A 25,254-nucleotide genomic window follows, 5' to 3' on the forward strand; every position below is an offset into this window, starting at 1 on the left:
CAAAAATAAACGGCGATCCTGAGGGAGGATTTCGATGACGATCAACAGACGCGATCTGCTTGCCGCTTCCGCCGGCTTCGCCGCGGCCGCCGGCCTCGGCCAGTTCGGCCTGGCGCCAGCCTTCGCCCAGGGCGCCGAGCCCAGCTACAAGCCCGAAGAGGGCGCGAGCCTGCGCGTGCTGCGCTGGACCCCCTTCGTGCAGGGCGACGAGGACGCCTGGCTCGCCAACACCAAGAAGTTCACCGAGGCAACCGGCGTGCAGGTCCGCGTCGACAAGGAAAGCTGGGAGGACATCCGTCCGAAGGCGGCGGTCGCCGCCAATGTCGGCTCGGGGCCGGACATCGTGCTGTGCTGGTTCGACGATGCCCATCAATATCCCGACAAGCTGACCGACCTCACCGAGCTCGGCACCTATCTCGGCGGCAAATATGGCGGCTGGTATGACGGCCTGAAAGGCTATGCCACGCGCGAGGGCAAGTTCATCGCCCTGCCGCTGGCGGCAATCGGCAACGCCATCTGCTACCGTGACAGCCATATGAAGGCGGCCGGCTTCAGCGAGTTTCCCAAGGATACCGCCGGCTTCCTCGAATTGTGCAAGGCGCTCAAGGCCAAGGGGACGCCTGCCGGCTTCCCCCATGGCAAGGCCGTCGGCGACGGCAACAACTATGCCCATTGGCTGCTGTGGAGCCATGGCGGCAAGATGGTTGACGAGAGCGGCAAGGTCACCATCAACTCGCCCGAGACCATCGCCTCGATCAAATATGCCAAGTCGCTCTACGAAACCTTCATTCCCGGCACCGAGAGCTGGCTGGACATCAACAACAACCGGGCCTTCCTCGCCGGCCAGGTCTCGCTGACCGCCAATGGCGTCTCGCTCTATTACGCCGCCAAGAAGGACGCCAAGCTCAAGGAACTGGCCGCCGATATCCGCACCGTCAACTTCCCGGTCGGTCCCGTCGGGCAGAAGATCGAACTGCACCAGACCACATCGGCCCTGCTGTTCAAGCATTCCAAATATCCCGAGGCGGCCAAGGCCTATCTGAAGTTCATGTATGAGGAACCTCAGATGAATGCCTGGATCGGCGGATCCAGCGCCTATTGCTGCCAGGCTCTGAAGGCGTTTGCCGCCAATCCGGTCTGGAAGGCCGACCCGATCCATGAGCCCTATTCGCATGCCTCCGAAACGCTGCGGCCCAATGGCTATGCCGGTCCCCTCGGCTATGCGTCGGCCGGCGTGATGGCCGATTACGTGCTGGTCGACATGTATGCGGTCGCGGTGACCGGCCAGATGTCGCCGGAGGACGCGGCGGCCCAGGCCGAGAAGCGCGCCAATCGCTATTATCGGGTGTGAGGTCGCCAGGAGCAGTATCGTGGTGCTTGTACCCCTCATCCGGCTGCCGCCACCTCTAGCCAACTCCAAGGGAGTTGGCGACACCCGCAAAGGGAGAAGGGACTGGATACTGAGAGGTTGGGTCGACCAAGCAACCTTCACTACGGCTCGACGCTCCCAAAACAATCCCCTTCTCCCCTTGCGGGAGAAGGTCCCGGCAGGGGGATGAGGGGTAAAGCCTCCTTCCTCCTTCCCTCCCACCAAGGCACTCCATGAGCATCGCGACATCGAGATCACGGCCGCGACCTTCCGCCTTCGCCAGGCTGGCGCAGAGCAGGGGAGCGCTCGGCACGCTCTTCATGCTGCCGGCGGCGGTGTTCCTGATCTGCCTGTTGGCCTACCCGCTGGGCCTGGGCGTCTGGCTCGGCTTCACCGATACCAAGATCGGGCGCGAGGGTATTTTCATCGGGCTGGAGAACTACGAGTTCCTCTGGGCCGATTCGGTGTTCTGGCTGTCGGTGTTCAACACCGTCGTCTACACGGTGGTCGCCTCGATCCTCAAATTCGGCCTCGGCCTCTGGCTCGCTCTGCTGCTCAACCAGCATCTGCCCTTCAAGTCGCTGTTCCGGGCGATCGTGCTGCTGCCCTGGGTGGTGCCCACCGTGCTGTCGGCGCTGGCGTTCTGGTGGATCTATGATTCGCAGTTCTCGATCATTTCCTGGTCGCTGATGAAGCTCGGCCTGATCCAGCAGCCGATCAACTTCCTCGGCGATCCCATCAATGCCCGCATCTCGGTGATCGTCGCCAATGTCTGGCGCGGCATTCCCTTCGTCGCCATCTCGCTGCTGGCCGGCCTGCAGACCATTTCTCCTTCGCTGCAGGAAGCGGCCTCGCTCGACGGCGCCACCAGCTGGCAGCGCTTCCGCCATGTCACGCTGCCGCTGCTGACGCCGATCATCGCGGTGGTGATGACCTTCTCGGTGCTGTTCACCTTCACCGATTTCCAGCTCATCTATGTGCTGACCAAGGGCGGGCCGGTGAACGCCACCCATCTGATGGCGACGCTTTCCTTCCAGCGCGGCATTCCCGGCGGCCAGCTCGGCGAAGGCGCGGCCATCGCCGTGGCCATGGTGCCCTTCCTGCTGGCGGCGATCCTGTTCAGCTTCTTCGGCCTGCAGCGCCGGCGCTGGCAGCAGGGTGGCGGGGAATAGCGGAGGCATGACGATGAGCTCGAACCAAGCTACCGCTCCGCTCGCCGATCACGTCGAGGGCATGGGCTATCTCTCCAGCCTGCCCCGGCGGGTGGTGACCGTCTACCTGCCGCTGCTGGTCTTCGTCATCGTGCTGCTGTTCCCGTTCTACTGGATGGCGATCACCACGGTGAAGCCCAACGACCAACTGACCGACTATGCCAATTACAGCCCGTTCTGGGTGGTGGGCCCCACCCTCGAACATATCCGCTATCTCCTGTTCGAAACGTCCTATCCAGGCTGGCTGCTCAACACGATCTATGTCTCGGTGGGCGCGACGGCGCTGGCGCTTGTCGCTTCCGTCCTCGCCGCCTATGCGATCGAGCGCATCCGCTTCAGGGGATCGCGGATCGTCGGCCTCCTGATCTTCCTGGCCTATCTGGTGCCGCCCTCGATCCTGTTCATCCCGCTCGCCTTCATCGTCTTCAAGCTCGGCATCTACGATACCAAGCTCGCTCTGATCGTCACCTATCCGACCTTCCTGATCCCCTTCTGCACCTGGCTGCTGATGGGCTATTTCCGCTCGATTCCCTACGAGCTGGAGGAAAGCGCGCTGGTGGATGGAGCCTCGCGCTGGCAGATCCTGGTCAGGGTCATCCTGCCGCTGGCGGTGCCGGGCCTGATCTCGGCCGGCATCTTCGCCTTCACTTTGTCGTGGAACGAGTTCATCTACGCACTGACCTTCATCCAGTCGTCGGAGAACAAGACCGTGCCGGTGGGCGTGCTGACCGAACTGGTGCGCGGCGACATCTTCGAATGGGGATCCCTCATGGCCGGGGCGCTGTTCGGCTCCCTGCCGGTGGTGATCCTCTATTCCTTCTTCGTCGACTATTACGTGTCGTCGATGACGGGGGCAGTGAAGGAGTAACCGGTTCGCATCGCGACCGCTTTTCCCTGGGACCGCCAGCATCCTGCTGGCTCTTGGAAACGCGGCCCTTGTTGGGAACAAGGAGCCAGCAGGATGCTGGCGGTCCCAGAGAGCGGCGATCGACCAGGCGGTGGCCACGCCGTCTCAGCGCCGGTTGCGCCGGTCCTCATACATCTGTTCGAGCGGGTCGATGAAAGATCCGCCGAACAGCACATAGGCGACGACGAAATAGACGAATTTGGCAAGGGTGAAGAAGCCGATCCATTGCAGCAGCACGAAGGGCGCGCTCACCGCGACGAGGCCGAAGCAGATCAGCGCGCTGGCGACGAGGCATGCCAGCAGCACCACCAGATGCATCAGCAATTGTGTCGCGCTGTCATAGGCGCTGAGATCGAATCTACCCTTCATGCCGCCTCCGGTTCAGGACCGGGATTCCCTGCTATTTGTCCTGGGCGAATTTGTAGGCAGCCGCTTCCGGCGCCTTGCCGCTGATGCAGGCCTTGAACTTGGCGACCTCTTCGGGTCCGAAAGTGCCGAGGCCCTGCGCCTGGCATTCCGAACTCGCCTGGCTGTATTCGGCTTCCAGCTTGACGCAGCGCTCGCGCTGCGGCGAGCCGGGCCTGACGCCCCTGCGGCTGCAGGTATCGCCGGCAATGCCCTGGGAGGCCTTGCGCCGCATGCAGTCCGTCATCGCCGTGCCCGCCTTCACCCCCTCGGCCTGGCAGGCCTTTTCGAGCGGATTGGTGGTCGGAAATTCGGGTTGCTTCTCCGCCGCGCAGCCCGCGAGGGCGAAGGCGGCGAAGACGATGGGAAGGCTGATCCGGAAGGAGAGCATGCGCGGGCGGCTTTCTGCCTGTGGTGACTCTCGCCCTCTTATCAGAGATCGATGCTTTCGATTACCAGATTATGGTTGGTATAGACGCAGATATCCGCCGCGATGTTCATCGCCTTCTTGACGATCGCCTCGGCATCATAGTCGGTGTCAACCAGCGCCCTGGCAGCGGCCAGGGCATAATTGCCGCCCGAGCCGATCGCCATCACGCCGCCTTCGGGTTCCAGCACGTCGCCGGTGCCCGTCAGCACCAGCCCGGCCGACTTGTCGGCCACCAGCATCATCGCCTCGAGCCGCCGCAGATAGCGGTCGGTGCGCCAGTCCTTGGCGAGTTCGACGCAGGCCCGCGTCAGCTGGGTGGGGTATTGCTCGAGCTTGGCTTCCAGCCGCTCGAACAGCGTGAAGGCATCGGCCGTGGCGCCGGCGAAGCCGGCGATGACGTCGCCCTTGCCAAGCCGGCGGACCTTGCGGGCATTGCCCTTGATCACGGTCTGGCCGAGGCTGACCTGCCCATCGCCGCCGATCACCACGCGCCCGCCCTTGCGGACCATCAGGATGGTGGTGGCATGGAAGGGAGAGCGGGGACCGCTGTCAGGACTGGCGGAAGGGGGGAACGTCATGGGAACCTCACTGAAGCGTTTCGCGATTTGGCGGGATCGCCAAGAATCGCAAAGACGCGTCGAACCAAAAAGTTAGAGCAAACAAGCATTCGCACTTGGACGCGTTTTTGCTCCAGACATGTCCTCTATCTAGGAGGTCGCACGCAAAAGGCAAAGGGCAGAGAGGCGAGAGCGATGCGGTTCACTTGAGCGGCGCCCAGATTTGCACGATCTTTGGCATTGCCGGGCTCGACCCGGCAATCCAGCGCCTTGCGCCCGTGGCTCCTCGATAGCCGGGTCAAGCCCGGCTATGACAAACCGGAGTGCTCTCCCCTGAGCGAACCGCATTTGGGAGGGCGAGAGGCCCCTTTATCCCTTTACCCAACTCGTCTATCGATCGAGTATGAACAGCATCTTCGCCGGCCTTTCCACCACCATCTTCGAGACGATGTCGCGGCTTGCCCGCGAGCATGATGCCGTCAATCTCGGCCAGGGCTTTCCGGATGATGCCGGCCCGCTCGATGTGCGTGAGAAGGCGGCCGAGGCCGTGATGACGGGCTGGAACCAGTATCCGCCCATGCTCGGCCTGCCCGAACTGCGCCGCGCCGTCGCCGAGCATTATGCCCGCTTCCAGGACGTGGCGCTCGATCCCGACAGCGAGGTAATGGTCACCTCCGGTGCCACCGAGGCGATCGCCGATGCGCTGATGGCGCTGATCGAGCCGGGCGACGAGGTGGTGCTGTTCCAGCCGATGTACGATGCCTATCTGCCGCTGGTGCGCCGGGCGGGCGGGGTGCCGCGCTTCGTCACGCTGCAGCCCCCGCATTGGCGCCTGACACGGGAGGCGCTCGACGCGGCCTTCTCCGCACGCACCAAGGTCGTTCTATTCAACAACCCGCTCAATCCGGCCGCCATTGCCTTCCGCGACGAGGATCTGGCCCTGCTGGCGGAATATTGCGTCCATTACAACGCCATCGCCGTCTGTGACGAGGTCTGGGAGCATGTGCTGTTCGACGGTCGCACCCACCGGCCGCTGATCGGCTTTCCCGGCATGCGCGAGCGCACGGTGAAGATCGGCTCGGCCGGCAAGATCTTCTCGCTCACCGGTTGGAAGGTCGGCTTCGTCATGGCCGCCGCGCCGATCCTCAAGGTGATCGCCAAGGCGCACCAGTTCTTCACCTTCACCACCCCGCCCAATCTGCAGGCTGCCGTCGCCTATGGCCTCGGCAAGGAGGGGAGCTATTTCACCGGCATGCGGGCGGACCTGCAGCGCTCGCGCGACCTCTTCGCGGCGGGGCTGGCCGAGCTCGGCTTCGCCACCCTGCCGAGCGAGGCGAGCTACTTCCTCAACATCGACCTGCCTGCTAGCGGTATCGAGGAGGACGATGTCAGCTTCTGCCAGCGCCTGGTCGTCGAGCACAAGGTCGCCGCCATTCCGGTCTCGGCTTTCTATGCCCAGGATGCGGTAATGACGGTGGTTCGCTTCTGCTTCGCCAAGCGGGACGAGACCCTGGCAGCCGCGCTCGCCAATCTGAAGGGCGTGGCACGCCGGGGGTGATCGGGAGGGTGGTTCTGCCCTCAATCGCGCCGGCGCGCACCCAGCCGGGCCAGGAAGGCAAGCGAGACACTGGTGAGGCCCAACGCCATCAGCCACCAGGGCTGCCAGGCGGCGAGGCCTGCAAACATCATCACCAAAGCCGAGGCCGAGACGGCGAGGGCGGCAGGGGCCGAACGATCGTCGTCGCGGTTCATGCCCATCAGCGTCAGCCAGAGGGCAAGCGCCGCAAGCGCCACGCCGACGAGCCCAAGTTCCAGCCAGATCTGCAACGCGGCATTGTGAGGCGAGGCCAGGAGCTGGCCACCGACGCCGCGGGTCAGCGAGGAACTCGAATCGTATCCGAAGCCGGCTAAGAGATGATTGGGGAGGGCGTAGGTCACGTCGCGCCAGAGCGCCACCAGGTGATCACCCTCCGCCGGCAGCAGGAAGCCGCCCCAGCGCGCCATCATCCAGCCTGCCAGCGGTGCAAGCACCAGGAGGACCAGGGCCGAGATGGCCACGGCCAGAGCGGCGGCCCGCCGGCGCCAGAGGGCCAGGGTCATCACCACGATGCCGGCGATGAAGGCGGCGAAGATCACCAGATCATGCACCAGCCAGAGCGCCAGGATCATCACCAGACAGATCAGCAGGGCCTGCCAGCTCCGGCCGCGGGCCAGGACTGCGCCCACCGCCGGCCAGGCGAGCAGGGCCATGAGCATGGCCGCGCGCGTGCTTTCGGCATCCTCGGTCCCGGTCTCGCCAAGCCCCTGCAGCGGCGACCCCGGCAGGTATTCGAGGATCAGGGTCACGCTGGCGATGGCGACGCCGATCGGGATGAGGTTGGCGTCGCTGAAGCGCACCCGCGGCTTCAGGCAGGAAATCGTGACGGCGAACAGGAGCACGATGCCCAATATCCCCGGCAGCCGGCCGGCGGCCGAAGCGGGGCGGGGCGTCCACCAGATGCTGATGGCGGCCCAGACCAGCAAGGCGAGCAGCGCCAGGGTACGGGGTGAGGTCAGCGCGCCTTGAAGGCGGCGCAGCGCCGTCGGCAGACGATTGTCGAGCGCCGCGGCCAGGATCAGCAGGGCGGTGGCGATCGGCACGATGATCGCCACGGCATGGCGCGAGAACATGGCAAAAAAAGGCGCGAAAATCACCAGCAGGAACAAGCCCAGCCGGGTCAGGAGGCCCGACACCGCGAGTGCGGGGTCGAGCGGAGCTTCATAGGCGCGCCGTTCCATCGCCTCGTCCTCAATCGTCGAGAGCTAGCTATGGCCGAAGGCAGGCGAGGCGTCGATGACGAAAAAGTCACACTATGGTTAAAATCGTCCCACGGCCTGCACGCTGCAATGCCACATTGGACGTAGTCCCTCACCCCTCACCACCTTCTTCCAGGAGAGAGAGCGCGATGATTGCCGGAGTTGCAGGCCGGGTCCGCCATTGCACTTGCTCCCTGGATGCGTCACATCGGCGCGATGCGCGTGTTCGACCAGCCCCTGCCCATCGACGATGCCCTGCCAGCCCTCAGGCAAGCCCTGCAGGCGGGTTCCAATGCCGTCCTCGTTGCGCCGCCCGGCGCCGGCAAGACCACGCGCGTGCCCCTGGCCCTCATCGACGAGGCCTGGACGAAAGGGGGCAAGATCATCGTGCTGGAGCCTCGCCGCCTCGCCGCCCGTGCCGCCGCCGCCCGCATGGCCGCCACGCTGGGCGAGCCGCTCGGCGCCACCGTGGGCCTGCGCGTGCGCCTGGAATCGCGCATATCGGCCAGGACCCGCATCGAGGTGGTCACCGAAGGCGTGTTTGCCCGCATGATTCTGGACGACCCCTCGCTCGACGGCGTGGCAGCCGTGCTGTTCGACGAGTTCCACGAGCGCTCGCTCGATGCCGACCAGGGCCTGGCCTTCGCGCTCGATGCCCAGGCGGGCCTGCGCGAGGACCTGCGCATCCTGCCGATGTCGGCGACGATCGACGGTGCGCGCGTCGCCGCGCTTCTGGGCGATGCGCCGGTGATCGAGAGCGCGGGCCGTGCCTTTCCTGTGGCCACGCACTATCTCGGCCGCGATCCGCGCCAGCGGCTGGATGACGCGGTTGCCGATGCGGTGATGCGGGCCTTGCGGGCGGAGACCGGCTCGATGCTGGTCTTCCTGCCCGGCCAAAGCGAGATCACCCGCACGGCCCGGCTCCTGGCCGAGCGCAATCTCGGCGATGGCGTCGACATCGCCCCCCTGTTCGGCGCCATGGAAGCGCGCGACCAGGACCGCGCCGTAGCACCGGCGCCGCCGGGGCGGCGCAAGGTGGTGCTGTCAACCTCCATCGCCGAGACCAGCCTCACCATCGAGGGCGTGCGCGTGGTCATCGATGCAGGCCTCGCCCGCGTGCCGCGCTATGAGCCGGATCTTGGCCTGACCCGGCTCGAAACCGTCAGGGTATCGCGGGCGAGCGCCGACCAGCGGCGTGGCCGCGCCGGGCGTACCGAGCCCGGCGCCTGCTACCGGTTGTGGGAGGAAGCAGCCACCGGCGCTTTCGAGGCTTTCGCCAAGCCGGAGATCCTGGCGGCCGATCTCAGCCCGTTGCTGCTCGATTGCGCCGCCTGGGGCGTCGGCGACCCCCTGGCGCTCGCCTGGCTCGATCCACCGCCTGCTCCCGCGCTCAAGGAAGCAAGGACGCTGCTGACGGCAATCGAGGCGCTGGACGGCGATGGCCGGCTCACCGACATGGGGCGTCATCTCTCCAGCCTGGCGCTGCCGCCGCGGCTGGCCCGCATGATCGTGGCTGCGGTGCCCGCCGGCGAGGCCATGCTGGCCGCCGAGATCGCTGCCATCCTGTCGGAGCGAGGCCTCGGCGGCGATAGCACCGACCTCGTCGAGCGCATCGAGCGCTTTCGGCGTGACCGCGGCGGGCGGGCGCAGGACATGCGCCGCCTGGCCGGAAATTGGGCCAGGACGGCCGGCAAGGAAGCCGGAGGCGGCAAGGGCAGTCGGGACCTGGGCGGCGACGGCGATCCGGCCCGGGCCGGTGCGATTCTCGCCTTGGCCTATCCCGACCGCGTCGCCGTGGCGCGTGGCCAGCCCGGCAGCTTCACCATGGAGAATGGGCGCGCCGCGCGCCTGGAACCGCATGATCGGCTCGCCCGTGAACCGACGCTCGCCATTGCCGAGATTGCCGGCAGCGCCGGTTCGAGCCGCATCCTGCTGGCGGCCCCGATCGGCGCCGAGGAGATCGCTGCCCTGTCCGGCATCAGTGAAAGCGTGAGCGTGGGCTATGATGCCGCCAGTGCCAGTCTCAAGGCGCGCGCTGTCAGGCGCTATCGCCGGCTGGTGCTGCAGGAGGGCACGGCGCCGCTGGCCCTTGGCGCCGATGCCGCCGCCATGCTTGCCCGCGGACTCGCCCAAGGCGGCATCGGCCGGCTGCCGTGGAGCAAGGCCCAACGCCAGTTGCGCGACCGCATCGCCTTCCTCAGGGCCAGCGGTTCGCCGGACTGGCCCGATCTCTCCGACCGGGCCTTGGCCGAAACGGCCGAAACCTGGCTCGCTCCTGTTATCGAAGGGGTGCGAGGGCTTTCAGGCATCACGGCAGAGCATCTGGAGAATGGCCTTGCGGGCCTGCTGCCCTGGCACGAACGCAGAAGGCTCGACGTCGAAGCGCCGCCCTTTTTCGAGGCGCCGACCGGTTCACATCTTGCCATCGACTACGAGGCGGAGGGCTGTCCTGCCATTTCGGTCCGCGTGCAGGAATTGTTCGGTCTTGCCAACCATCCCAGCATCGCCGGCGGCCGGGTGCCGCTTACCATCAACCTGCTTTCGCCGGCACATCGGCCCGTGCAGGTGACCAAGGACCTGCCGGGCTTCTGGAGGGGGTCCTATGCCGCCGTGCGGGTGGAGATGAAGGGGCGCTATCCCCGCCATCCCTGGCCGGAGGACCCGGCCGTAGCCATGCCCACCACGCGGGCGAAACCGCGCGGCACCTGAGGGACCTTTCTTCTGCGTGATCGGCCGCTGCAGGTGGAATCGCGATCAGGATTTGGTGTTGTCGCTATGAGCCGCTCGCAGGGCTTCGGCGAGGGCGCGGGTCGCCTGCGTCCGCGGCATCGAGACGATACGGATGTCCGGCCGGGCTGCCTCTTCGTCGGCAGGATCGGGGCGGCACGGAAGATGATCCAAAATTCGATGCAATAATGCCAGAATGGACATGTCGATAACCTCGAATTTTATAATATTGATCTAAGTATTGATTTTGAAAGTGGCTAAAATCAGAGTGCCGAAATTCAAGAATGTTAACCAAATATAACACAAGGCCGGCGATTTTATGATCGCATTGAGTCGCTGGCCGAGGCGGATGTATGAATATCAGATGCCGAGTTGCTTTTTCATGAACGTTGCAGAGAAAAAGCCGGTGTGCGCCAGTGAAGGTTCCGGCTTCTTGATCGCCGGTCCTAACGCTTGCGCACGAATTCCGTGCGCAGGACGAGGCCCTTGATGGCATCGTGGCGGCAGTCGATTTCCTCGTCATTGTCCGTCAGTCGGATCGACTTGATGACCGTGCCCTGCTTCAGGGTCTGATTGGCCCCCTTCACCTTGAGGTCCTTGATGAGGACCACGGAATCACCATCGGCAAGGATGTTGCCGGCGGCATCGCGCACCACGAACTGATCGGCCTTGGCCATGGCCGCCATCTCCGAGGCCGGCCGCCATTCGCCGGTCGCCTCGTCATAGACATAGTCGTCGTTCTGGTCGGCCACTTCCTGCACCTTCGGTTATGGAATCTTCGCCCGTCGAGCTCGAGGCGCCGTCACGGACAGATCCACTTCACAAGCCGGGTCGAGGCCATCTACATCACCACAATCGATAGATCGAGGCAAAATCTCGGCGGCCTCCGGGCGCGGCCCGCAACGCTTGGCATAAGCGCGCGCTGTTACTCATATGGATCGGGCGGCCGGTCCTGAAAAGGGAGGGTCGTGCCGATAGCGGGATCGATCCCCGGCTTCGTCATGCCGTCGTCTTATTCTCCGCGACTTCTTGCGAGTCCTGATTGACTTCCCGGACGCCATCCCCCATAAGCACCGGCGAATTTGGCGTCGCCCATCGGGCCCGGACGCACCCAGGGCGAAGGCCGGGGCGCGTTTTTGGTGTTCGGGGGAGCGCTTTCCCAGTCAACTCGATCGGCATCCGGCCGCGACCGCGGAGAACGACCCGTGAAACGTACTTATCAACCGTCCAAGCTTGTCCGCAAGCGCCGCCATGGCTTCCGTGCCCGCCTGGGCACCAAGGCGGGCCGCAAGGTTCTGGCCGCTCGTCGCGCCCACGGCCGCAAGCGCCTGTCGGCCTGACCTGATCGGGTTGGCGCAGTGATTCCGCATCATTGCGCCCGAGCTTTTTGCTCAAGAGCCTCCGAGCCCTCATCGATGCAGCGTCTGCTCAAGCGTCGGGACTTCCTGTTCGTCCGCGAAGGCCGCAGGGCACATGCTGCAACGCTATCCTTGCAGGCACGCCGCCGCGAAAGCGCCGGTGCAGTCGAGGCCGAGCCATCGGCGCCTGAGGATCTGGAGCCGCGTGTCGGCTTTACCGTAACCAAGAAGGAAGGTTGCGCCGTCGAGCGCAATCGGATCCGCCGGCGCTTGCGCGAGGCGGTGCGGCTGTCTGGCGCGCTTCACGCGCGCGACGGCTATGATTATGTCGTGCTCGGGCGGCGCTCCGCCCTCGACGCATCTTTTGCGACGATCGTTGATGAAATGGTAACGGCGTTCGGCCGTGTGCATGGCGAGCGCCAAGGCGCCCGCAAGCCACGCCGTTCGGCCGATGAGGCTGTGCGATGAAGAATGTTGACACCAAGAACGTCGTTCTGGCGGTCGTCCTGACGCTGCTCGTCGTCGTCGTGTGGGAATATTTCATCGGCCAGCCCATGCAGCGGCGCCAGCAGGAAGAGGCGCGGCTGCAGCAGCAAGTCCAGCAGGCCCAGCAGGCACAACAACAGCAGCCGGCAGCGACGCCCACCCCCGGTGTTCCCGGCGGCGTCGGCGGCCAGAAGCAGTTCGCGAGCCGCGAGGAAGCGGTGGCGGGGAGCACGCAGCGCGTCAAGATCGATGCCCAGCGCCTGATCGGTTCGATCAACCTGGTCGGTGGCCTGATCGACGACGTGGCCCTGCGTGGCTATCGCGAGACGCTCGACCCCGCTTCTCCCAATGTCGATCTCTTCTCGCCCCGCGGCACCCCCGTAAAGCCGGCCGACCACAAGACCAACCTGGAAAATCGCGGTCCCTATTTCGCGGGTTTCGGCTGGAATGAAAAGCCGGGCTCCACGTCGCAGACCAAGCTCAATCTGCCCAATCTGAACACGGTCTGGACGGCCAAATCGCAGGCGCCTCTGTCGACCGCCACGCCTGTCCAGCTCGAATGGGACAATGGCCAGGGCCTGATTTTCCACCGCACCATTTCGATCGACGAGGATCGCAGCCAGAGCGGCTCGCTGTTCCCGTCCGCCGGGGAGACGCTGCCGGCCGACAAGCTCGACCTGCCTCGCCAGAACCTGCCCAAGGATCAGCAGGCCAATGTCGCCAAGCCGATCGGCGGTTTCATGTTCACCGTCAAGGACAGCGTCGAGAACAAGGGCACGGCGCCGATTGAGATCGCGCCCCAGGCCTACATTCTGCGCGTCGGCACCCCGGGGACCCAGGGTACCTACGTCCTGCATGAGGGACCGATCGGCCGCTTCTCCGGCTCCCAGAAGGAGTTGTCCTACAAGGATCTGGCGCCCGACGCCAAGCAGGAGCCCTTTGCCGATGTCACGGGATGGCTCGGCTTTACGGACAAGTACTGGGCCAACGCGCTGATTCCCGACCCTTCCGCCCATTTCACCGCCCGTTTCGTCGGCCAGGATGTCGGCGGTACGCCGGCTTACCTCGCTCAGATCGACCGGCCAACCGTGACGATTGCGCCGGGCGCCAGCGCGGAGGTGAGCACCAATCTGTTCTCCGGCGCCAAGGAAGTCGCGACCCTCTCCTATTACGACGAGAAGCTGAAGACGGATAACATCGCCTATCTGATCGACTGGGGCTATCTGTGGTTCATCACCAAGCCCTTGTTCCGCCTGATCGAGATCCTCTTCCATCTCATCGGCAATTTCGGCCTCGCCATTCTCGGCACCACCGTCATCCTCAAGGCCTTCTTCTTCCCGCTCGCCAACCGCTCCTATGAGTCGATGTCGCGCATGAAGAAGTTCCAGCCTGAAATGCAGAAGATCAAGGACGAGTTCCCTGACGACCGCATGAAGCAGCAGCAGGCGATGATGGCGCTCTACAAGGAGCACAAGATCAACCCGCTGTCAGGCTGCCTGCCGATGCTCCTGCAGATCCCGGTGTTCTTCGCGCTCTACAAGGTGCTGTTCGTCACCATCGAAATGCGCCAGGCACCGTTCTATGGCTGGATCCACGATCTGTCGGCGCCCGATCCGACCACTTTGTTCAACCTGTTCGGCTTGATTCCGTGGACGCCGCCCTCCGTCCTGATGGTCGGCTTCTGGGTGGTGGTGATGGGCATCACCATGTTCATCCAGATGCAGCTCAACCCCGCACCGCCGGATCCGACCCAGGCTGCCATGTTCCGCTGGATGCCGCTGATCTTCACCTACATGCTCGCCGCCTTCCCGGCCGGTCTGGTGATCTATTATTGCTGGAACAACACGCTCTCGATCCTGCAACAGGCCTTCATCATGAAGAAGAACGGCGTGAAGATCGAATTGTGGGACAATCTCAGGGCGATGTTCGGCCGCAAGCCTTCATCGGCGGCAAGTTGATGCCTGACGCCTCCGACTACATGGCGGCGGGCAAGAAACTCTTTGCCTCGACGTGGGATTTCCGCCACGCCGCCAATACGCTGGAGGCCTTGCCGCCGCCCGACGGGGTCGAGATCGCCCTCGCCGGGCGCTCCAATGTCGGCAAGTCGAGCCTGATCAACGCCCTGACCAACCGCAACGCCCTGGCCCGCACCTCGCACACGCCGGGGCGTACGCAGGAACTGATCTTCTTTTCGTCGAACGCGCCCCTGACCCTGGTCGATATGCCGGGCTATGGCTATGCCAAGGTCAGCGAGTCCAAGGTCAAGGCCTGGACCCGGCTGATCCATGACTATCTGCGCGGCCGCGTGAACCTTGCCAGGGTCTTCGTGCTGATCGATGCCCGGCATGGCCTCAAGACCACCGACGATGCCGTCCTGAAGACGCTGGACCTGTCGGCCGTGGTCTACCAGATCGTGCTGACCAAGGCCGACGAGGTGAAGAAGGCCGAACTGGAGCGCCGTATCGCCGAGACGAAGGAAAAGATCGCGCGCCGGCCCGCGGCCTTTCCGGAACTGATCGTCACCTCCAGCCGCGAAGGCACCGGCATGGAGGAACTGCGCGCCACCATCGCCCAGATCCTGGCCGAGCGCGGCGGCCTTTCGCTGTGATCGCCGACCGTCTCCTCACGGTGCTGGGCTGCCTGTTCGGGGCCGTCGGCATCGGCCTGATGGCGCTCGCCGCGCATGGCAGATGGCCCGACATCAACTATGCCGCCATCATGGTGCTCGCCCACGCGCCGGCCTTGATCGCCATCGTTGCGGCCCTTCGTGCCGGCCTGCTTCATGCCCTGCTGGCCCGTCCCGCCGCTTTCCTTCTCGCGGCAGCCGTGGCCCTGTTCTCGGCCGATGTCGCGCTGAACGCCATGACCGGCCAGCGCCTGTTCCCGATGGCGGCGCCCATCGGGGGGACCAGCTCGATGGCGGCCTGGCTGCTGGTCGGCGTGTCGGCGCTGGTGGCGAAGACGCGGTAGGGCGGTTGGAGCGCGGACATCCTGTCCGCTCTTGAGACCACTGCGCCTGCAGGAAGGGAAGAGCGGACAGGATGTCCGCGCGGCTTTCCTCACCTTATCGGCAGGACATTCGTATATTTCACCTGCGCCAGGGCGAAGCTCGATTCGATCGAGGCGAGGCCGTCGAGCCGGGTCAGCTTTTCCTTGATGAAGCGCTCATAGGCGGCGAGGTCGGCACAGACGACGCGCAAGAGATAGTCGCGTGTGCCGGTCATCAGATAGCATTCCAGTACCTCCGGCCAGGGCGCGATGGCGGCGGCGAAGCGGTCGAGGTCCTCCTCGCGCTGGCGTTCCAGCTTGATCGAGATGAACACGCTGACCGGCAGCCCGACCTCCTTCTGCTCGACCACGGCGACATAGCCGCGGATGACGCCGCTTTCCTCCAGCTGCCGCACGCGGCGCAGGCAGGGCGAATGCGACAGGCCGACCTGCTCGGCCAGGGCCTGCACCGTCATGCGGCCATCCTCCTGCAGCAGGCGAAGGATCTTGTTGTCGATGGCGTCAAGCGCAGTCATTGTCTCATCCTGCGCAATTTATGCGCATTTTCGATCCTGAATGGCGATACTCTCTAAAGAGATGAGTTTCGGCCTTCAAGATCAACCAAAATCACCTCGTGACTTTTGCTATAACAGGCGGGTTCACCTGGAATCCCGTCATGGCCGATCCCCGTCTCCCCTTTCTCGCTGCCCTCGAACGCAAGGCCCTGTGGCTGTCCTCCTGGATGATCCACAATGCCAATCATCTCCGGGCCAAGGAGGACGGGCTCAAGATCGGCGGCCACCAGGCGTCTTCGGCCTCGCTGGCGACGATCATGACGGCGCTCTATGGCGCGGTGCTCAGGCCCCAGGATCGCGTCGCGGTGAAGCCGCACGCCTCCCCGGTCTTCCATGCGCTCAACTATCTCTTCGGCCTGCAGAGCCTCGAAAAGCTGCAGAATTTCCGCGGCTTCAAGGGAGCCCAGAGCTATCCCTCCCGCACCAAGGATGTCGACGACGTCGATTTCTCCACCGGCTCCGTGGGGCTGGGCGTGGCCCAGACGCTGTTCTCGGCCCTGGTGCAGGACTATGTGAAGGCCAAGGGCTGGGGGGAGTGGCCGGAAGGGCGGATGATCTCCCTGGTCGGCGATGCCGAGATGGACGAGGGCAACATCTTCGAGGCCCTGCTGGAGGGCTGGAAGCAGGGCGTGCGCAGTGTCTGGTGGATCGTCGACTACAACCGCCAGTCGCTCGATGCCGTGGTACGCGAGGGCCTGTGGCAGCGCTTCGAGTCGATCTTCCGCAATTTCGGCTGGGACGTCGTCATCCTCAAATATGGCCGCCTGCTGGAGGCCGCCTTCGCCGAGCCGGGCGGCGAAGTGCTGCGGCACTGGATCGACAACTGCCCCAACCAGCTCTATGCGGCGCTGTGCTACCAGGGTGGTGCAGCCGAGGGAGGCAAAGTCTGGCGTCGCCACCTCAACGATGCCATAGGCGACCAAGGCGAGGTCAGCAGGTTGATCGAGGCCCGCTCCGACGCCGAACTCGCGGCGCTGATGACCAATCTCGCCGGCCATGACATGCCCAGCCTCATCGACGCCTTCGAGGCGGCGGCCCGCCATGACCGGCCGACCTGCTTCATCGCCTATACGGTGAAGGGCTTCGGCCTGCCGTTCCAGGGCCACAAGGACAACCATGCCGGCCTGATGACGCCGGCCCAGATGGAGGCCTGGCAGCAGGCCATGGCCATCCGCCCCGGGCATGAATGGGACAAGTTCGAGGGGCTCGACCTGACGCCGGAGGCGATGCAGGCGGCGCTCGACCGGGTGCCTTTCGTGCAGAAGGGCAGGCGGCGCCTCGCTGCCGCCAAGGTCGAGGTGCCCGCGACGCTGCCCTATCGGGCCTCGGCCTCGATGTCGACCCAGCAGGGCTTCGGCATCATCCTCAACGACCTTGCCGCGACCGATCTGCCGGTCGCCGAGCGCATCGTCACCACGGCGCCCGATGTCACCGTCTCCACCAATCTCGGCGGCTGGGTCAACCGGCGCGGCCTGTTCGCCCGCGAGGAACTGGCCGACGTCTTCAGGAAGGAGAAGATCCCCTCGACCTTTGCCTGGGACTTCTCGCCTGGGGGGCAGCATATCGAACTCGGCATCGCCGAAATGAACCTCTTCATCCTGCTCTCGGCGCTGGGCCTGTCCCATTCCATCAATGGCGAAAGGCTCCTGCCGATCGGCACGCTCTATGATCCCTTCATCCAGCGCGGCCTCGATGCCCTCAATTATGCCTGCTACCAGGATGCCCGCTTCATGGTGGTGGCGACGCCCTCGGGCATCACTTTGGCGCCGGAGGGCGGGGCGCACCAGTCGATCGCGACGCCGCTGATCGGCCTAGCCCAGGATGGCCTCGCCGCCTTCGAACCCGCCTTCGTCGACGAGCTTGCGGTGATCATGCGCTTTGCCTTCGACTATATGCAGCGGGACGGCGAGGGCGACCGTGACGAGACCACCTGGCTGCGCGACGAGACCGGCGGCTCGGTCTATCTGCGCCTGTCGACCCGCACCATCGACCAGCCGCAGCGCACGATGTCGCCGGCGCTGGCGGCCGACATCGTCAACGGCGCCTATTGGCTGCGCCCGCCCGGCCCCAATGCCGAGATCGTGGTGGCGGCCATGGGCGCCGTGGTGCCCGAAGCGGTCGAGGCCATCGGCCTGATGAGCGAAGACCGCCGTGATGCCGGCCTGCTGGTCATCACCTCCGCCGACCGGCTCAATGCCGGCTGGACGGCCGCCGAACGCGCCCGCCAGCGCGGCAATGCCGGGGCCAGGAGCCATATCGAGCGCCTGCTCGGCCCCCTCTCGCGCGATTGCGGCCTCGTTACCGTGCTGGACGGCCATCCGGCCACCCTGGCCTGGCTCGGCAGCGTGCGCGGCCAGCGAGTGACTTCGCTCGGCGTCGAGCATTTCGGCCAGACCGGCAGCATCCAGGAGCTCTATCGCCATCACGGCCTCGACGCCAATGCCATCCTGCATGCCGCCCAGGCCCTGTCGCCGGGGCGGCCGATCCGCAACCGCAGGGAACTCGCGCCGGCGTAGTAGGCGCTGCTTACCCTCCCCCTCCAGGGGAGGGTAGAGAAGCCCGTCGCGTCTCCTCCCCGGGGATTGCCACGAATCCCCAGCCTTGCGAGATTGAAGCTCTCGCAAGGGTAGCCCGATGTCCTCCTCCGTCCTGCGCGTCGCCACCTTCAACACCCAGCTGCTGGCGAGGCCCGGCGTGCGCTTTCACGAGCAGCCGCCCTACTCACCCGAAGAATATGAAGCCAAGACCGCATTCATCGGCGGGCTGCTCGAACGCGGCCAGGTCGATCTCGCCGGCTTCCAGGAAGTATTCCACGAGGAAGCCCTGCGCGAGGCGGTCTGGAAGGCGCCGCGTCTTCAGGGGGCAACCGTCAATGCGCCGCTCGCCGATGACGACGGACCCAAGACCCCGGATGGAGCACTCAATGCGCCGCGGGTCGGGCTGGCGAGCCGGCTCCCCGTGCTCAAGGTCGAATCGATCGCAGCCTTTCCACCCGGCCTCGGCCAGGGCTTTGCCGTCAGGCGCGACGAGAACGGGCGCCAGCAGGCCGTCCCGGTCGGCATCAGCTTCTTCGAGCGTCCGGTCCTGCGGGCCGAGGTGCTGCTGCCCGACAGCGTACCGCTGACCGTCTATGTGGTGCACCTCAAGTCGCGCCGGCCGGTGGTGCTGGAGGATGAGGACCGGCGTGATCCGGCCGTGCGGGCACTCGCCGTAGTGCGGGCGCTGCTGCAGCGCGGCGCCGAGGCCGCGGCGCTGAGAGTGATGCTGTCGCGGGAGATGGCAGGGCGGGGCACCGAACCCCGCCCGGTGATGGTGCTGGGTGATCTCAATGACGAACTCACCAGCGTGACCACCGAACTCATCCGCGGCGAGCAGCCGCTGCCCGAGAGCCTGAAGCCGCTGATGGCCGATCCCGGCGACTGGCAGCGCAAGAACCGCCGCCTGTGGGACCTGCATCTCTATGCCGCCTCCGACCAGCAGGCCATGCACATCAAGGGAACCACCCTCTATACCCACATCCATTTCGGCGATTATCAGGTGCTGGACCACATCCTGTTCAGCCAGGAGTTTCACAACCGCAATCCGCACCGGATCGGCGATTTCCGCTATCTGCAGGTCTATAACGACCATGTCGTCGACACGCATATGACCGACATGACCCGCAATGTCCGCACCGCCAGCGATCACGGCGTGCCGGTGGCGGAATTCAACCTGCTCACGGCTGCTTCACGCAAAGTGCTGCAAAATGGCACCAGCAGTGCAGGTAATGTGCCTTCCGGCACCGCCAATGCTTAACTTTTCGCTAAGACTTCCGTAACATCATGGTTACGAAATCGTTTCACAGGCCGAATCGTGACGGGAAAGATCCTCATCGTTCTGCATCAGGAACATTCATCGCCCGGGCGGATCGGGCGCTTTCTGATCGAACGCGGCTATGAACTCGATATCAGGCGCCCTCGTTTCGACGATCCCCTGCCAGAGACCATGCGCGACCATGCCGGGGCCGTGATCTTCGGCGGGCCGATGAGCGTGAACGACCAGGAGGCCTGGATCCGCCGCGAGATCGACTGGATCGGCGTGCCCCTGAACGAAAACAAGCCCTTTCTTGGTGTCTGCCTCGGTGCCCAGATGCTGACGCGCCATCTTGGCGGCCGGGTCTCGCGCCATGAGGGCGGCCAGGTCGAGATCGGCTATTGGCCGATCGAGCCGACGGCGGAAGGCCGTTCCCTGATGTCCTGGCCGAGCCATGTCTATCATTGGCACAATGAAGGTTCGGAGCATGTGCGCGGCACGCGGCTGCTTGCCACTGGCTCAACCTTTGCCAACCAGGCCTTCGCCTGCGGTCGCGCGGCCTATGGCCTGCAGTTCCATCCCGAAGTCACCTATCTGATGATGAACCGCTGGACGACCGGAAGCGAGGAGAGCTTCAAGCTGCCCGGCGCGCAGGATCGCGAGCAGCAATTCTCCGGCCGCTGGCAATATGATCCGGGCATGCAGCAATGGCTGCACGGCTTCCTCGATCTCTGGCTGATGCCGGCCATGGCGATGGCTGCGGAGTGATTTGGAGCGCGGGCTTCCAGCCCGCTCTTGGAAACGCAACGGCTGGGAAGGAAGAGCGGACTGGAAGTCCGCGCTCCATCATCTCCCCAGCTTGGCCAGCGCTTCCGCCGCCAGGCGCTTCGTCAATTCGCCCGCCGAAGATGCCTCCCGACCCAGGCGCGCAGCCTGGCCGGACCATAGCGACATGAAGTCGCCGGAGCCCTGCGGCTCGGTTTTGGCCCGCAGCGGCGCCAATGCTCCGCCGGCGAGCGGGAAGGCGGGAGCGAGTTCCGATATCGGGCCGACTTCGCGCATCAGGCGATTGACGATGCCACGGGCTGGCCGCCCCGTGAACAGGTTGGTGAGGGCGGTCTTGTCGGCATCGGGGCTGCGCAGGGCGGCGGCATGCGGGGCAGGCATGCGTGCCTGTGGCGTGAACATATAGGCAGTGCCGATCTGCACCGCAGCGGCGCCCAAGGCGAAGGCCGCAACGATGCCGCGAGCGTCGGTGATGCCACCGGTGGCGATCACCGGTACCTTCACGGCATCCACCACTTGCGGCACCAGGGCGAAGGTACCGATCTGGGTGGCGATGTCGTCGGTGAGGAAGACGCCGCGATGGCCGCCCGCTTCGAAACCCTGGGCGATGATGGCGTCACAGCCATGATCCTCGAGCCAGCGTGCCTCGTCGACCGTGGTGGCGGAGGAGAGGACCTTGGCACCCGTGGCCCTCACGCGGTCGAGCAGGGTTTTTTCGGGCAGGCCGAAATGGAAGCTGACGATCGGGGGCCTGAACTCCTCGACGATGGTGCAGAGCTCGTCGTCGAAGGGAGCCCGGTTCGAGCTTGGAATCGGCGCGGCGGCATCGATACCCACCTCGCGGTAATAGGGCTCGAGCCGTTTGCGCCAGCCGGCCTCGCGGGCCAGGTCGGGCGTTGGCGAAGTGTGGCTGAAGAAGTTGACGCTGAACGGCTTCGTGATCTGCTGGCGGATGAGGCCGAGTTCGGTGCGGACCTGTTCGGGCGTCAGTGTGGCGCAGGGCAGGGAGCCGAGCCCGCCTGCCTCGCTGACCTCGATCACCATCTCATAATGGCAGGGGCCTGCCATCGGCGCCTGGATGATGGGGATCTCGATGCCGAAGAGCTCCTGAATGCGCTGATCGGGCCACATCGCCGTTCTCCTTGGTTGGCCTCGCCGCTCCAGGGCGAGAACTAAACTGGAGACAGGCCTATCATTTCATTTTTGAAAATGATAACTGTTTTTTTATTCTCAAAAAGAGAACTAAATTGGATCTATCCTCCCTCGATATCTTCCTTGCCGTTGCCGACGAGCAGAGCGTTACCCGGGCTTCGAACCGTTTGGGACGGGTGCCCTCCAACGTGACCACACGGGTCCGGCAGCTCGAGCAGGAACTGGGCGTGGCGCTGTTCAGCCGGAACGGCAAGCGTATGCGTCTGACCCGGGAAGGACAGGTCTTTCTCACCTATGCCAATCGCCTGATCGCCCTGGCGGACGAAGCCCGCGGCGCGCTGAAGCCATCGGGGCCAGCCGGATCCTTCCGGGTGGGGGCGATGGAGAGCACGGCTGCGAGCCGCCTGCCGCCGGTGCTGGCGAAATTCCACGCCGCCTGGCCCGCCGTATCGCTGCAACTGATCACCGGCGGCACGAAGGGCCTGATCCGCCGGCTGCTCGCGCATGAGCTCGATTGCGCCCTGATCGGGCAGCCGCCCATCGAGGGGATCGACACCGGCTATGATGCCGGGCGGCTCGAAGGCGAACGTGTCTTCACCGAGGATCTGCTGATCGTGCTGCCACCCGGCCATCCGCCGATTGCCAAGGCTGCCGACCTCAGGGTCGACAGCCTTGCCGCCCTTGAGCCGGGCTGTACCTACCGGGCCGTAGCCGAGCATTGGGCGCGCGGCGCCAGGAGGCTGCGCGTGCAGGAGCTGGCCTCCTACCATGCCATGCTGGCGGCGGTCTCGACCGGCAACGCCGTCGGCGTCATGCCGCGTTCCGTGCTCGATCTCCTGCCGGGCGGAAGCGAGGTACAGACCCATCGCCTCGGACAGATCGAAACACTGCTCGTCCGGCGCAGAGGCGAGGCGTCGCCGGCCTTTGAGGCATTCCGGCGGGCGCTTACGGAAGGGTGATTCCGCCCGATGTTGCCGTCAATCCTTCAGGCAGGCCTCTGCCAGCTTCTGGAAGGAGCGGGCGCGGTGGGAGACGGTGTTCTTCTGCGCTTCCGTCATCTCGGCGAAGGTCTTGTCCGAGCCCTCGGGCTGGAACATCGGGTCATAGCCATGCCCGTGTTCGCCGCGGGTCGGCCAGACCAGGGTGCCGTCGGCCCGCCCTTCGAAAGTCTCGGAATGACCGTCGGGCCAGACCACGCTGAGAACGGAGACGAAACTGCCGCGCCGTTGTGCCGGCTCGGTTGCGCCGACTGCGAGCAACTCGTCCTGGGCCCTCTGCATGGCGATGTCCCAGTCGCGGGTCGGACCGGACCAGTCCGCCGTGTAGACGCCGGGCGCCCCGTCCAGGGCCTCGATGCACAGGCCTGAATCGTCGGCGATGGCCGGCAGGCCGGTGGCTTCGAGGGCGGCGAGCGCCTTGATGCGGGCATTCTCGACGAAGGTCGTCCCGGTCTCCTCCGGCACGGGCAGGCCGAGCTGGCCGACGGAGACGACATCCACGCCATAGGGCGCCATCAACGCCTTGAACTCGGAGAGCTTGCCGTTGTTGTGCGTGGCAAGCACCAGCTTGCCGGCGAGGCGGCGGCCCATCACGCCACCGCCTGCTTCTGCAACTCGACCAACTCGCCGATACCCTTGCGGGCCAATGTCAGCATCTCCAGGAACTGTTCCTGGCTGAAGGGTGCCCCCTCGGCCGTGCCTTGGATCTCGACGAGGCCGCCCGAGCCCGTCATTACGAAATTGGCATCGGTCATCGCTTCCGAATCCTCGACATAATCGAGGTCGAGCACCGCCGTTCCCTTCGAGATGCCGCAGGAAATCGCGGCGACATGGTCCTTGATCGGGCTGACGGTGAGCATCTTGCGCTCCATCATCCACTTCACGCATTCCTGCAGGGCCACGAAGCCGCCGGTGATCGAGGCGGTACGGGTGCCGCCATCGGCCTGCAGCACGTCGCAATCGATGGTGATCTGCTTCTCGCCCAGACGCACCAGGTCGACCACGGCACGCAGCGAACGTCCGACCAGGCGCTGGATCTCCTGGGTACGGCCGGATGGCTTGCCGGAGGAGGATTCGCGGCGCGTGCGCTCATGCGTGGCGCGCGGCAGCATGGCATATTCGGCCGTAACCCAGCCCTTGCCGGTGCCGCGCAGCCAGGACGGAGGCTTGTCCTCGAGGCTGGCGGTGCACAGCACATGGGTTTCGCCGAATTTGATCAGGCAGGAGCCTTCGGCATAGCGGGCGACGTTGCGCTCGATCGAAACGGGACGCAGCTCATCGAAAGCGCGGCGGGAAGGACGCATCGGATTCTCCAAATTTGTGGCCGCCTTGTAGCCCGGCCGGCGTCGCCTGTCACGGTGCCGTGCATATTGCCTGGCAGTGAAAGGCGGCAAGCCGAGACCGGGGCGATGCCGGCATGGCCTCCTCTGAGCGGAAGTAGCCTACCTGGAAGGGTAGGCGGTTGATTCAGAGGAAAATCTCATGAACCATGTTACATGTTACAAAATTTGAAATATGTAACCTCAATTTTTGGCCCAAAACTTGTTTGGAGAGGAATGTGTCCCTATCTGATATGTCATTGATTGGAAATGATTATCTTGTAGATCTATGCATCTTGAGAGCGCGGGGCGACAGGCGTTTCAACCTGGGGTCGCCTATCGCTTGAACCCTGCTTCCAAAGGGGCTATCGGAGGTGGGGAACGAAACTCACCTTTGGCTACAATCTCAGGGACATTACGTTATGGCACGTAGCAAGATCGCTCTTATCGGGGCGGGACAGATCGGTGGCACGCTGGCTCTTCTGGCCGGTCTGAAAGAACTGGGCGATATCGTGCTCTTCGACGTGATGGAAGGCGTACCGCAGGGCAAGGCCCTCGACATCGCCGAGGCTGCCCCGGTCGACGGCTTCGACGTCAAGCTTGCCGGCACCCAGAGCTACGAAGGCATCAAGGGCGCCGATGTGGTGATCGTCACTGCCGGCGTGCCGCGTAAGCCCGGCATGAGCCGTGACGATCTCCTCACCATCAACCTCAAGGTGATGGAGCAGGTCGGCGCCGGAATCGCCAAATATGCCCCGGACGCTTTCGTCATCTGCATCACCAATCCGCTCGACGCCATGGTCTGGGCGCTGCAGAAGTCTTGCGGCCTGCCGGCCAACAAGGTCGTCGGCATGGCCGGCGTGCTCGACTCCTCGCGCTTCCGCCACTTCCTGGCCGACGAGTTCAACGTCTCTGTGGAAGACGTCACCGCCTTTGTGCTCGGCGGCCATGGTGACACCATGGTTCCCTCCGTGCGCTATTCCACAGTGGCCGGCATCCCGCTGCCCGACCTCATCAAGATGGGCTGGATCACGGAAGCGCGCCTTGCCGAGATCGTGCAGCGCACCCGTGACGGCGGCGCCGAGATCGTCAACCTCCTGAAGACCGGCTCGGCCTTCTATGCGCCGGCCGCCTCCGCCATCGTGATGGCCGAGAGCTATCTCAGGGACAAGAAGCGCGTGCTGCCCTGCGCCGCGCATCTCACCGGCCAGTATGGCGTCAACGACCTCTATGTCGGCGTGCCTGTGGTTCTGGGCGCCGGCGGCGTCGAGCGCATCGTCGAGATCCAGCTCGACAAGGAAGAGCGGGCCGGCTTCGAGAAGTCGGTCAATGCGGTGAAAACCCTGGTCGACGCCTGCAAGACCATCGCTCCCTCGCTCGCCTGATCCCCAGAGCAAG

Annotated in this window: 25 protein-coding genes; 15 read left to right on the plus strand and 10 right to left on the minus strand. The window is 64.9% G+C overall.

Annotated elements, in window-relative coordinates; translation table 11 throughout:
* Window positions 1-34 precede the first annotated feature (34 nt).
* The 3 genes from ACIGJE_RS07865 (at window position 35) to ACIGJE_RS07875 (ending at window position 3,448) form a co-directional block, all read left to right on the plus strand.
* Window positions 35-1,351, plus strand: coding sequence for an ABC transporter substrate-binding protein (locus tag ACIGJE_RS07865; RefSeq protein WP_311944156.1), 1,317 nt, complete (start codon window positions 35-37; stop codon window positions 1,349-1,351).
* 251 nt (window positions 1,352-1,602) lie between these two features.
* Window positions 1,603-2,541 carry a carbohydrate ABC transporter permease gene (locus ACIGJE_RS07870; RefSeq protein ID WP_394314985.1) on the plus strand — a complete coding sequence of 313 codons (939 nt, stop codon included), beginning with the start codon at window positions 1,603-1,605 and terminating at the stop codon, window positions 2,539-2,541.
* A 7-nt stretch (window positions 2,542-2,548) separates the two neighbouring features.
* Window positions 2,549-3,448 carry a carbohydrate ABC transporter permease gene (locus tag ACIGJE_RS07875; protein ID WP_068294510.1) on the plus strand — a complete coding sequence of 300 codons (900 nt, stop codon included), beginning with the start codon at window positions 2,549-2,551 and terminating at the stop codon, window positions 3,446-3,448.
* Window positions 3,449-3,592: 144 nt separating this feature from the next.
* Here ACIGJE_RS07875 and ACIGJE_RS07880 read toward each other — a convergent pair whose 3' ends face one another.
* From ACIGJE_RS07880 to hslV, 3 genes are read right to left on the minus strand one after another with little or no spacing between them, the layout of a single operon-like run.
* Window positions 3,593-3,856, minus strand: a complete 264-nt coding sequence (locus ACIGJE_RS07880) for a hypothetical protein (RefSeq protein WP_311944159.1) — start codon at window positions 3,854-3,856, stop codon at window positions 3,593-3,595.
* 31 nt (window positions 3,857-3,887) lie between these two features.
* Window positions 3,888-4,283, minus strand: coding sequence for a hypothetical protein (locus ACIGJE_RS07885; RefSeq protein WP_311944161.1), 396 nt, complete (start codon window positions 4,281-4,283; stop codon window positions 3,888-3,890).
* A 41-nt stretch (window positions 4,284-4,324) separates the two neighbouring features.
* Window positions 4,325-4,900 carry an ATP-dependent protease subunit HslV gene (hslV, locus tag ACIGJE_RS07890; RefSeq protein ID WP_311944162.1) on the minus strand — a complete coding sequence of 192 codons (576 nt, stop codon included), beginning with the start codon at window positions 4,898-4,900 and terminating at the stop codon, window positions 4,325-4,327.
* A gap of 382 nt (window positions 4,901-5,282) precedes the next feature.
* On the opposite strand from hslV, the gene ACIGJE_RS07895 reads away from it, so the two are divergent.
* Window positions 5,283-6,437, plus strand: a complete 1,155-nt coding sequence (locus ACIGJE_RS07895) for an aminotransferase (RefSeq protein WP_483679735.1) — start codon at window positions 5,283-5,285, stop codon at window positions 6,435-6,437.
* A gap of 20 nt (window positions 6,438-6,457) precedes the next feature.
* Here ACIGJE_RS07895 and ACIGJE_RS07900 read toward each other — a convergent pair whose 3' ends face one another.
* Window positions 6,458-7,657: a hypothetical protein gene (locus ACIGJE_RS07900; protein WP_311944165.1), complete on the minus strand. Its 1,200-nt coding sequence runs from the start codon at window positions 7,655-7,657 to the stop codon at window positions 6,458-6,460.
* A gap of 234 nt (window positions 7,658-7,891) precedes the next feature.
* Between ACIGJE_RS07900 and hrpB the strand changes: the two genes are divergently transcribed.
* Window positions 7,892-10,384 carry an ATP-dependent helicase HrpB gene (gene hrpB, locus ACIGJE_RS07905; RefSeq protein ID WP_483680217.1) on the plus strand — a complete coding sequence of 831 codons (2,493 nt, stop codon included), beginning with the start codon at window positions 7,892-7,894 and terminating at the stop codon, window positions 10,382-10,384.
* Between the two features lie 45 nt (window positions 10,385-10,429).
* Here hrpB and ACIGJE_RS07910 read toward each other — a convergent pair whose 3' ends face one another.
* Window positions 10,430-10,606, minus strand: coding sequence for a hypothetical protein (locus tag ACIGJE_RS07910; protein ID WP_415086766.1), 177 nt, complete (start codon window positions 10,604-10,606; stop codon window positions 10,430-10,432).
* Window positions 10,607-10,848: 242 nt separating this feature from the next.
* Entirely contained in the window at window positions 10,849-11,154 is a 306-nt protein-coding gene (locus ACIGJE_RS07915; RefSeq protein WP_415086768.1) for a zinc ribbon domain-containing protein YjdM, read from the minus strand.
* Between the two features lie 453 nt (window positions 11,155-11,607).
* On the opposite strand from ACIGJE_RS07915, the gene rpmH reads away from it, so the two are divergent.
* The 5 genes from rpmH to ACIGJE_RS07940 all read left to right on the plus strand — a co-directional run bounded on the left by rpmH (window position 11,608) and on the right by ACIGJE_RS07940 (window position 15,216).
* Complete coding sequence (rpmH, locus tag ACIGJE_RS07920; RefSeq protein ID WP_082980037.1) at window positions 11,608-11,742, plus strand: 50S ribosomal protein L34; 135 nt, start codon at window positions 11,608-11,610, stop codon at window positions 11,740-11,742.
* Between the two features lie 75 nt (window positions 11,743-11,817).
* Entirely contained in the window at window positions 11,818-12,228 is a 411-nt protein-coding gene (gene rnpA / locus ACIGJE_RS07925) for a ribonuclease P protein component (protein ID WP_311944171.1), read from the plus strand.
* On the plus strand, window positions 12,225-14,204 hold the full coding sequence (gene yidC, locus ACIGJE_RS07930) for a membrane protein insertase YidC (protein WP_415086771.1): 1,980 nt from the start codon (window positions 12,225-12,227) through the stop codon (window positions 14,202-14,204). Before rnpA ends, yidC begins: the two co-directional genes overlap by 4 nt.
* Complete coding sequence (gene yihA / locus ACIGJE_RS07935; protein ID WP_367626816.1) at window positions 14,204-14,854, plus strand: ribosome biogenesis GTP-binding protein YihA/YsxC; 651 nt, start codon at window positions 14,204-14,206, stop codon at window positions 14,852-14,854. Before yidC ends, yihA begins: the two co-directional genes overlap by 1 nt.
* On the plus strand, window positions 14,851-15,216 hold the full coding sequence (locus ACIGJE_RS07940; RefSeq protein ID WP_311944176.1) for a DUF423 domain-containing protein: 366 nt from the start codon (window positions 14,851-14,853) through the stop codon (window positions 15,214-15,216). The genes yihA and ACIGJE_RS07940 overlap by 4 nt, the downstream gene beginning before the upstream one ends.
* Window positions 15,217-15,305: 89 nt before the next feature.
* On the opposite strand, the gene ACIGJE_RS07945 is transcribed toward ACIGJE_RS07940, so the two are convergent.
* Complete coding sequence (locus ACIGJE_RS07945) at window positions 15,306-15,770, minus strand: Lrp/AsnC family transcriptional regulator (RefSeq protein WP_149253666.1); 465 nt, start codon at window positions 15,768-15,770, stop codon at window positions 15,306-15,308.
* 140 nt (window positions 15,771-15,910) lie between these two features.
* Between ACIGJE_RS07945 and ACIGJE_RS07950 the strand changes: the two genes are divergently transcribed.
* The 3 genes from ACIGJE_RS07950 (at window position 15,911) to ACIGJE_RS07960 (ending at window position 20,369) form a co-directional block, all read left to right on the plus strand.
* Window positions 15,911-18,325 carry a transketolase gene (locus ACIGJE_RS07950; RefSeq protein WP_483679740.1) on the plus strand — a complete coding sequence of 805 codons (2,415 nt, stop codon included), beginning with the start codon at window positions 15,911-15,913 and terminating at the stop codon, window positions 18,323-18,325.
* Window positions 18,326-18,443: 118 nt separating this feature from the next.
* A complete protein-coding gene (locus ACIGJE_RS07955) occupies window positions 18,444-19,604 on the plus strand; it encodes an endonuclease/exonuclease/phosphatase family protein (protein ID WP_311944180.1) in 1,161 nt (386 codons plus the stop codon).
* Window positions 19,605-19,661: 57 nt separating this feature from the next.
* The gene (locus tag ACIGJE_RS07960) at window positions 19,662-20,369 is read left to right on the plus strand and encodes a glutamine amidotransferase (protein WP_367626818.1); all 708 of its coding nucleotides are present in this window, start codon (window positions 19,662-19,664) and stop codon (window positions 20,367-20,369) included.
* A 78-nt stretch (window positions 20,370-20,447) separates the two neighbouring features.
* Here ACIGJE_RS07960 and ACIGJE_RS07965 read toward each other — a convergent pair whose 3' ends face one another.
* Window positions 20,448-21,518 (minus strand): NAD(P)H-dependent flavin oxidoreductase, encoded by a 1,071-nt coding sequence (locus tag ACIGJE_RS07965; RefSeq protein WP_483679741.1) that lies wholly within the window; start codon window positions 21,516-21,518, stop codon window positions 20,448-20,450.
* A gap of 116 nt (window positions 21,519-21,634) precedes the next feature.
* On the opposite strand from ACIGJE_RS07965, the gene ACIGJE_RS07970 reads away from it, so the two are divergent.
* Entirely contained in the window at window positions 21,635-22,498 is an 864-nt protein-coding gene (locus ACIGJE_RS07970) for a LysR substrate-binding domain-containing protein (RefSeq protein ID WP_483679743.1), read from the plus strand.
* 18 nt (window positions 22,499-22,516) lie between these two features.
* On the opposite strand, the gene rdgB is transcribed toward ACIGJE_RS07970, so the two are convergent.
* Together rdgB and rph are read right to left on the minus strand one after the other, a co-directional pair.
* Entirely contained in the window at window positions 22,517-23,128 is a 612-nt protein-coding gene (gene rdgB, locus ACIGJE_RS07975) for an RdgB/HAM1 family non-canonical purine NTP pyrophosphatase (RefSeq protein WP_367626821.1), read from the minus strand.
* The gene (gene rph, locus ACIGJE_RS07980; protein ID WP_311944187.1) at window positions 23,128-23,841 is read right to left on the minus strand and encodes a ribonuclease PH; all 714 of its coding nucleotides are present in this window, start codon (window positions 23,839-23,841) and stop codon (window positions 23,128-23,130) included. The genes rdgB and rph overlap by 1 nt, the downstream gene beginning before the upstream one ends.
* A 437-nt stretch (window positions 23,842-24,278) precedes the next feature.
* On the opposite strand from rph, the gene mdh reads away from it, so the two are divergent.
* Complete coding sequence (gene mdh / locus ACIGJE_RS07985) at window positions 24,279-25,241, plus strand: malate dehydrogenase (RefSeq protein WP_311944190.1); 963 nt, start codon at window positions 24,279-24,281, stop codon at window positions 25,239-25,241.
* Window positions 25,242-25,254: the final 13 nt, after the last annotated feature.

Source organism: Labrys sp. E2SS-1L, from assembly GCF_057073705.1.

What these genes read in the sequence shown, in the direction of transcription:
- ACIGJE_RS07865 (WP_311944156.1), top strand. Translation starts at nt 35, where the DNA reads ATGACGATCAACAGACGCGATCTGCTTGCCGCTTCCGCCGGCTTCGCC.
- ACIGJE_RS07870 (WP_394314985.1), top strand. Translation starts at nt 1,603, where the DNA reads ATGAGCATCGCGACATCGAGATCACGGCCGCGACCTTCCGCCTTCGCC.
- ACIGJE_RS07875 (WP_068294510.1), top strand. Translation starts at nt 2,549, where the DNA reads ATGACGATGAGCTCGAACCAAGCTACCGCTCCGCTCGCCGATCACGTC.
- ACIGJE_RS07880 (WP_311944159.1), bottom strand. Translation starts at nt 3,856, where the DNA reads ATGAAGGGTAGATTCGATCTCAGCGCCTATGACAGCGCGACACAATTG.
- ACIGJE_RS07885 (WP_311944161.1), bottom strand. Translation starts at nt 4,283, where the DNA reads ATGCTCTCCTTCCGGATCAGCCTTCCCATCGTCTTCGCCGCCTTCGCC.
- hslV (WP_311944162.1), bottom strand. Translation starts at nt 4,900, where the DNA reads ATGACGTTCCCCCCTTCCGCCAGTCCTGACAGCGGTCCCCGCTCTCCC.
- ACIGJE_RS07895 (WP_483679735.1), top strand. Translation starts at nt 5,283, where the DNA reads ATGAACAGCATCTTCGCCGGCCTTTCCACCACCATCTTCGAGACGATG.
- ACIGJE_RS07900 (WP_311944165.1), bottom strand. Translation starts at nt 7,657, where the DNA reads ATGGAACGGCGCGCCTATGAAGCTCCGCTCGACCCCGCACTCGCGGTG.
- hrpB (WP_483680217.1), top strand. Translation starts at nt 7,892, where the DNA reads ATGCGCGTGTTCGACCAGCCCCTGCCCATCGACGATGCCCTGCCAGCC.
- ACIGJE_RS07910 (WP_415086766.1), bottom strand. Translation starts at nt 10,606, where the DNA reads ATGTCCATTCTGGCATTATTGCATCGAATTTTGGATCATCTTCCGTGC.
- rnpA (WP_311944171.1), top strand. Translation starts at nt 11,818, where the DNA reads ATGCAGCGTCTGCTCAAGCGTCGGGACTTCCTGTTCGTCCGCGAAGGC.
- yidC (WP_415086771.1), top strand. Translation starts at nt 12,225, where the DNA reads ATGAAGAATGTTGACACCAAGAACGTCGTTCTGGCGGTCGTCCTGACG.
- yihA (WP_367626816.1), top strand. Translation starts at nt 14,204, where the DNA reads ATGCCTGACGCCTCCGACTACATGGCGGCGGGCAAGAAACTCTTTGCC.
- ACIGJE_RS07945 (WP_149253666.1), bottom strand. Translation starts at nt 15,770, where the DNA reads ATGACTGCGCTTGACGCCATCGACAACAAGATCCTTCGCCTGCTGCAG.
- ACIGJE_RS07950 (WP_483679740.1), top strand. Translation starts at nt 15,911, where the DNA reads ATGGCCGATCCCCGTCTCCCCTTTCTCGCTGCCCTCGAACGCAAGGCC.
- ACIGJE_RS07955 (WP_311944180.1), top strand. Translation starts at nt 18,444, where the DNA reads ATGTCCTCCTCCGTCCTGCGCGTCGCCACCTTCAACACCCAGCTGCTG.
- ACIGJE_RS07965 (WP_483679741.1), bottom strand. Translation starts at nt 21,518, where the DNA reads ATGTGGCCCGATCAGCGCATTCAGGAGCTCTTCGGCATCGAGATCCCC.
- rdgB (WP_367626821.1), bottom strand. Translation starts at nt 23,128, where the DNA reads ATGGGCCGCCGCCTCGCCGGCAAGCTGGTGCTTGCCACGCACAACAAC.
- rph (WP_311944187.1), bottom strand. Translation starts at nt 23,841, where the DNA reads ATGCGTCCTTCCCGCCGCGCTTTCGATGAGCTGCGTCCCGTTTCGATC.
- mdh (WP_311944190.1), top strand. Translation starts at nt 24,279, where the DNA reads ATGGCACGTAGCAAGATCGCTCTTATCGGGGCGGGACAGATCGGTGGC.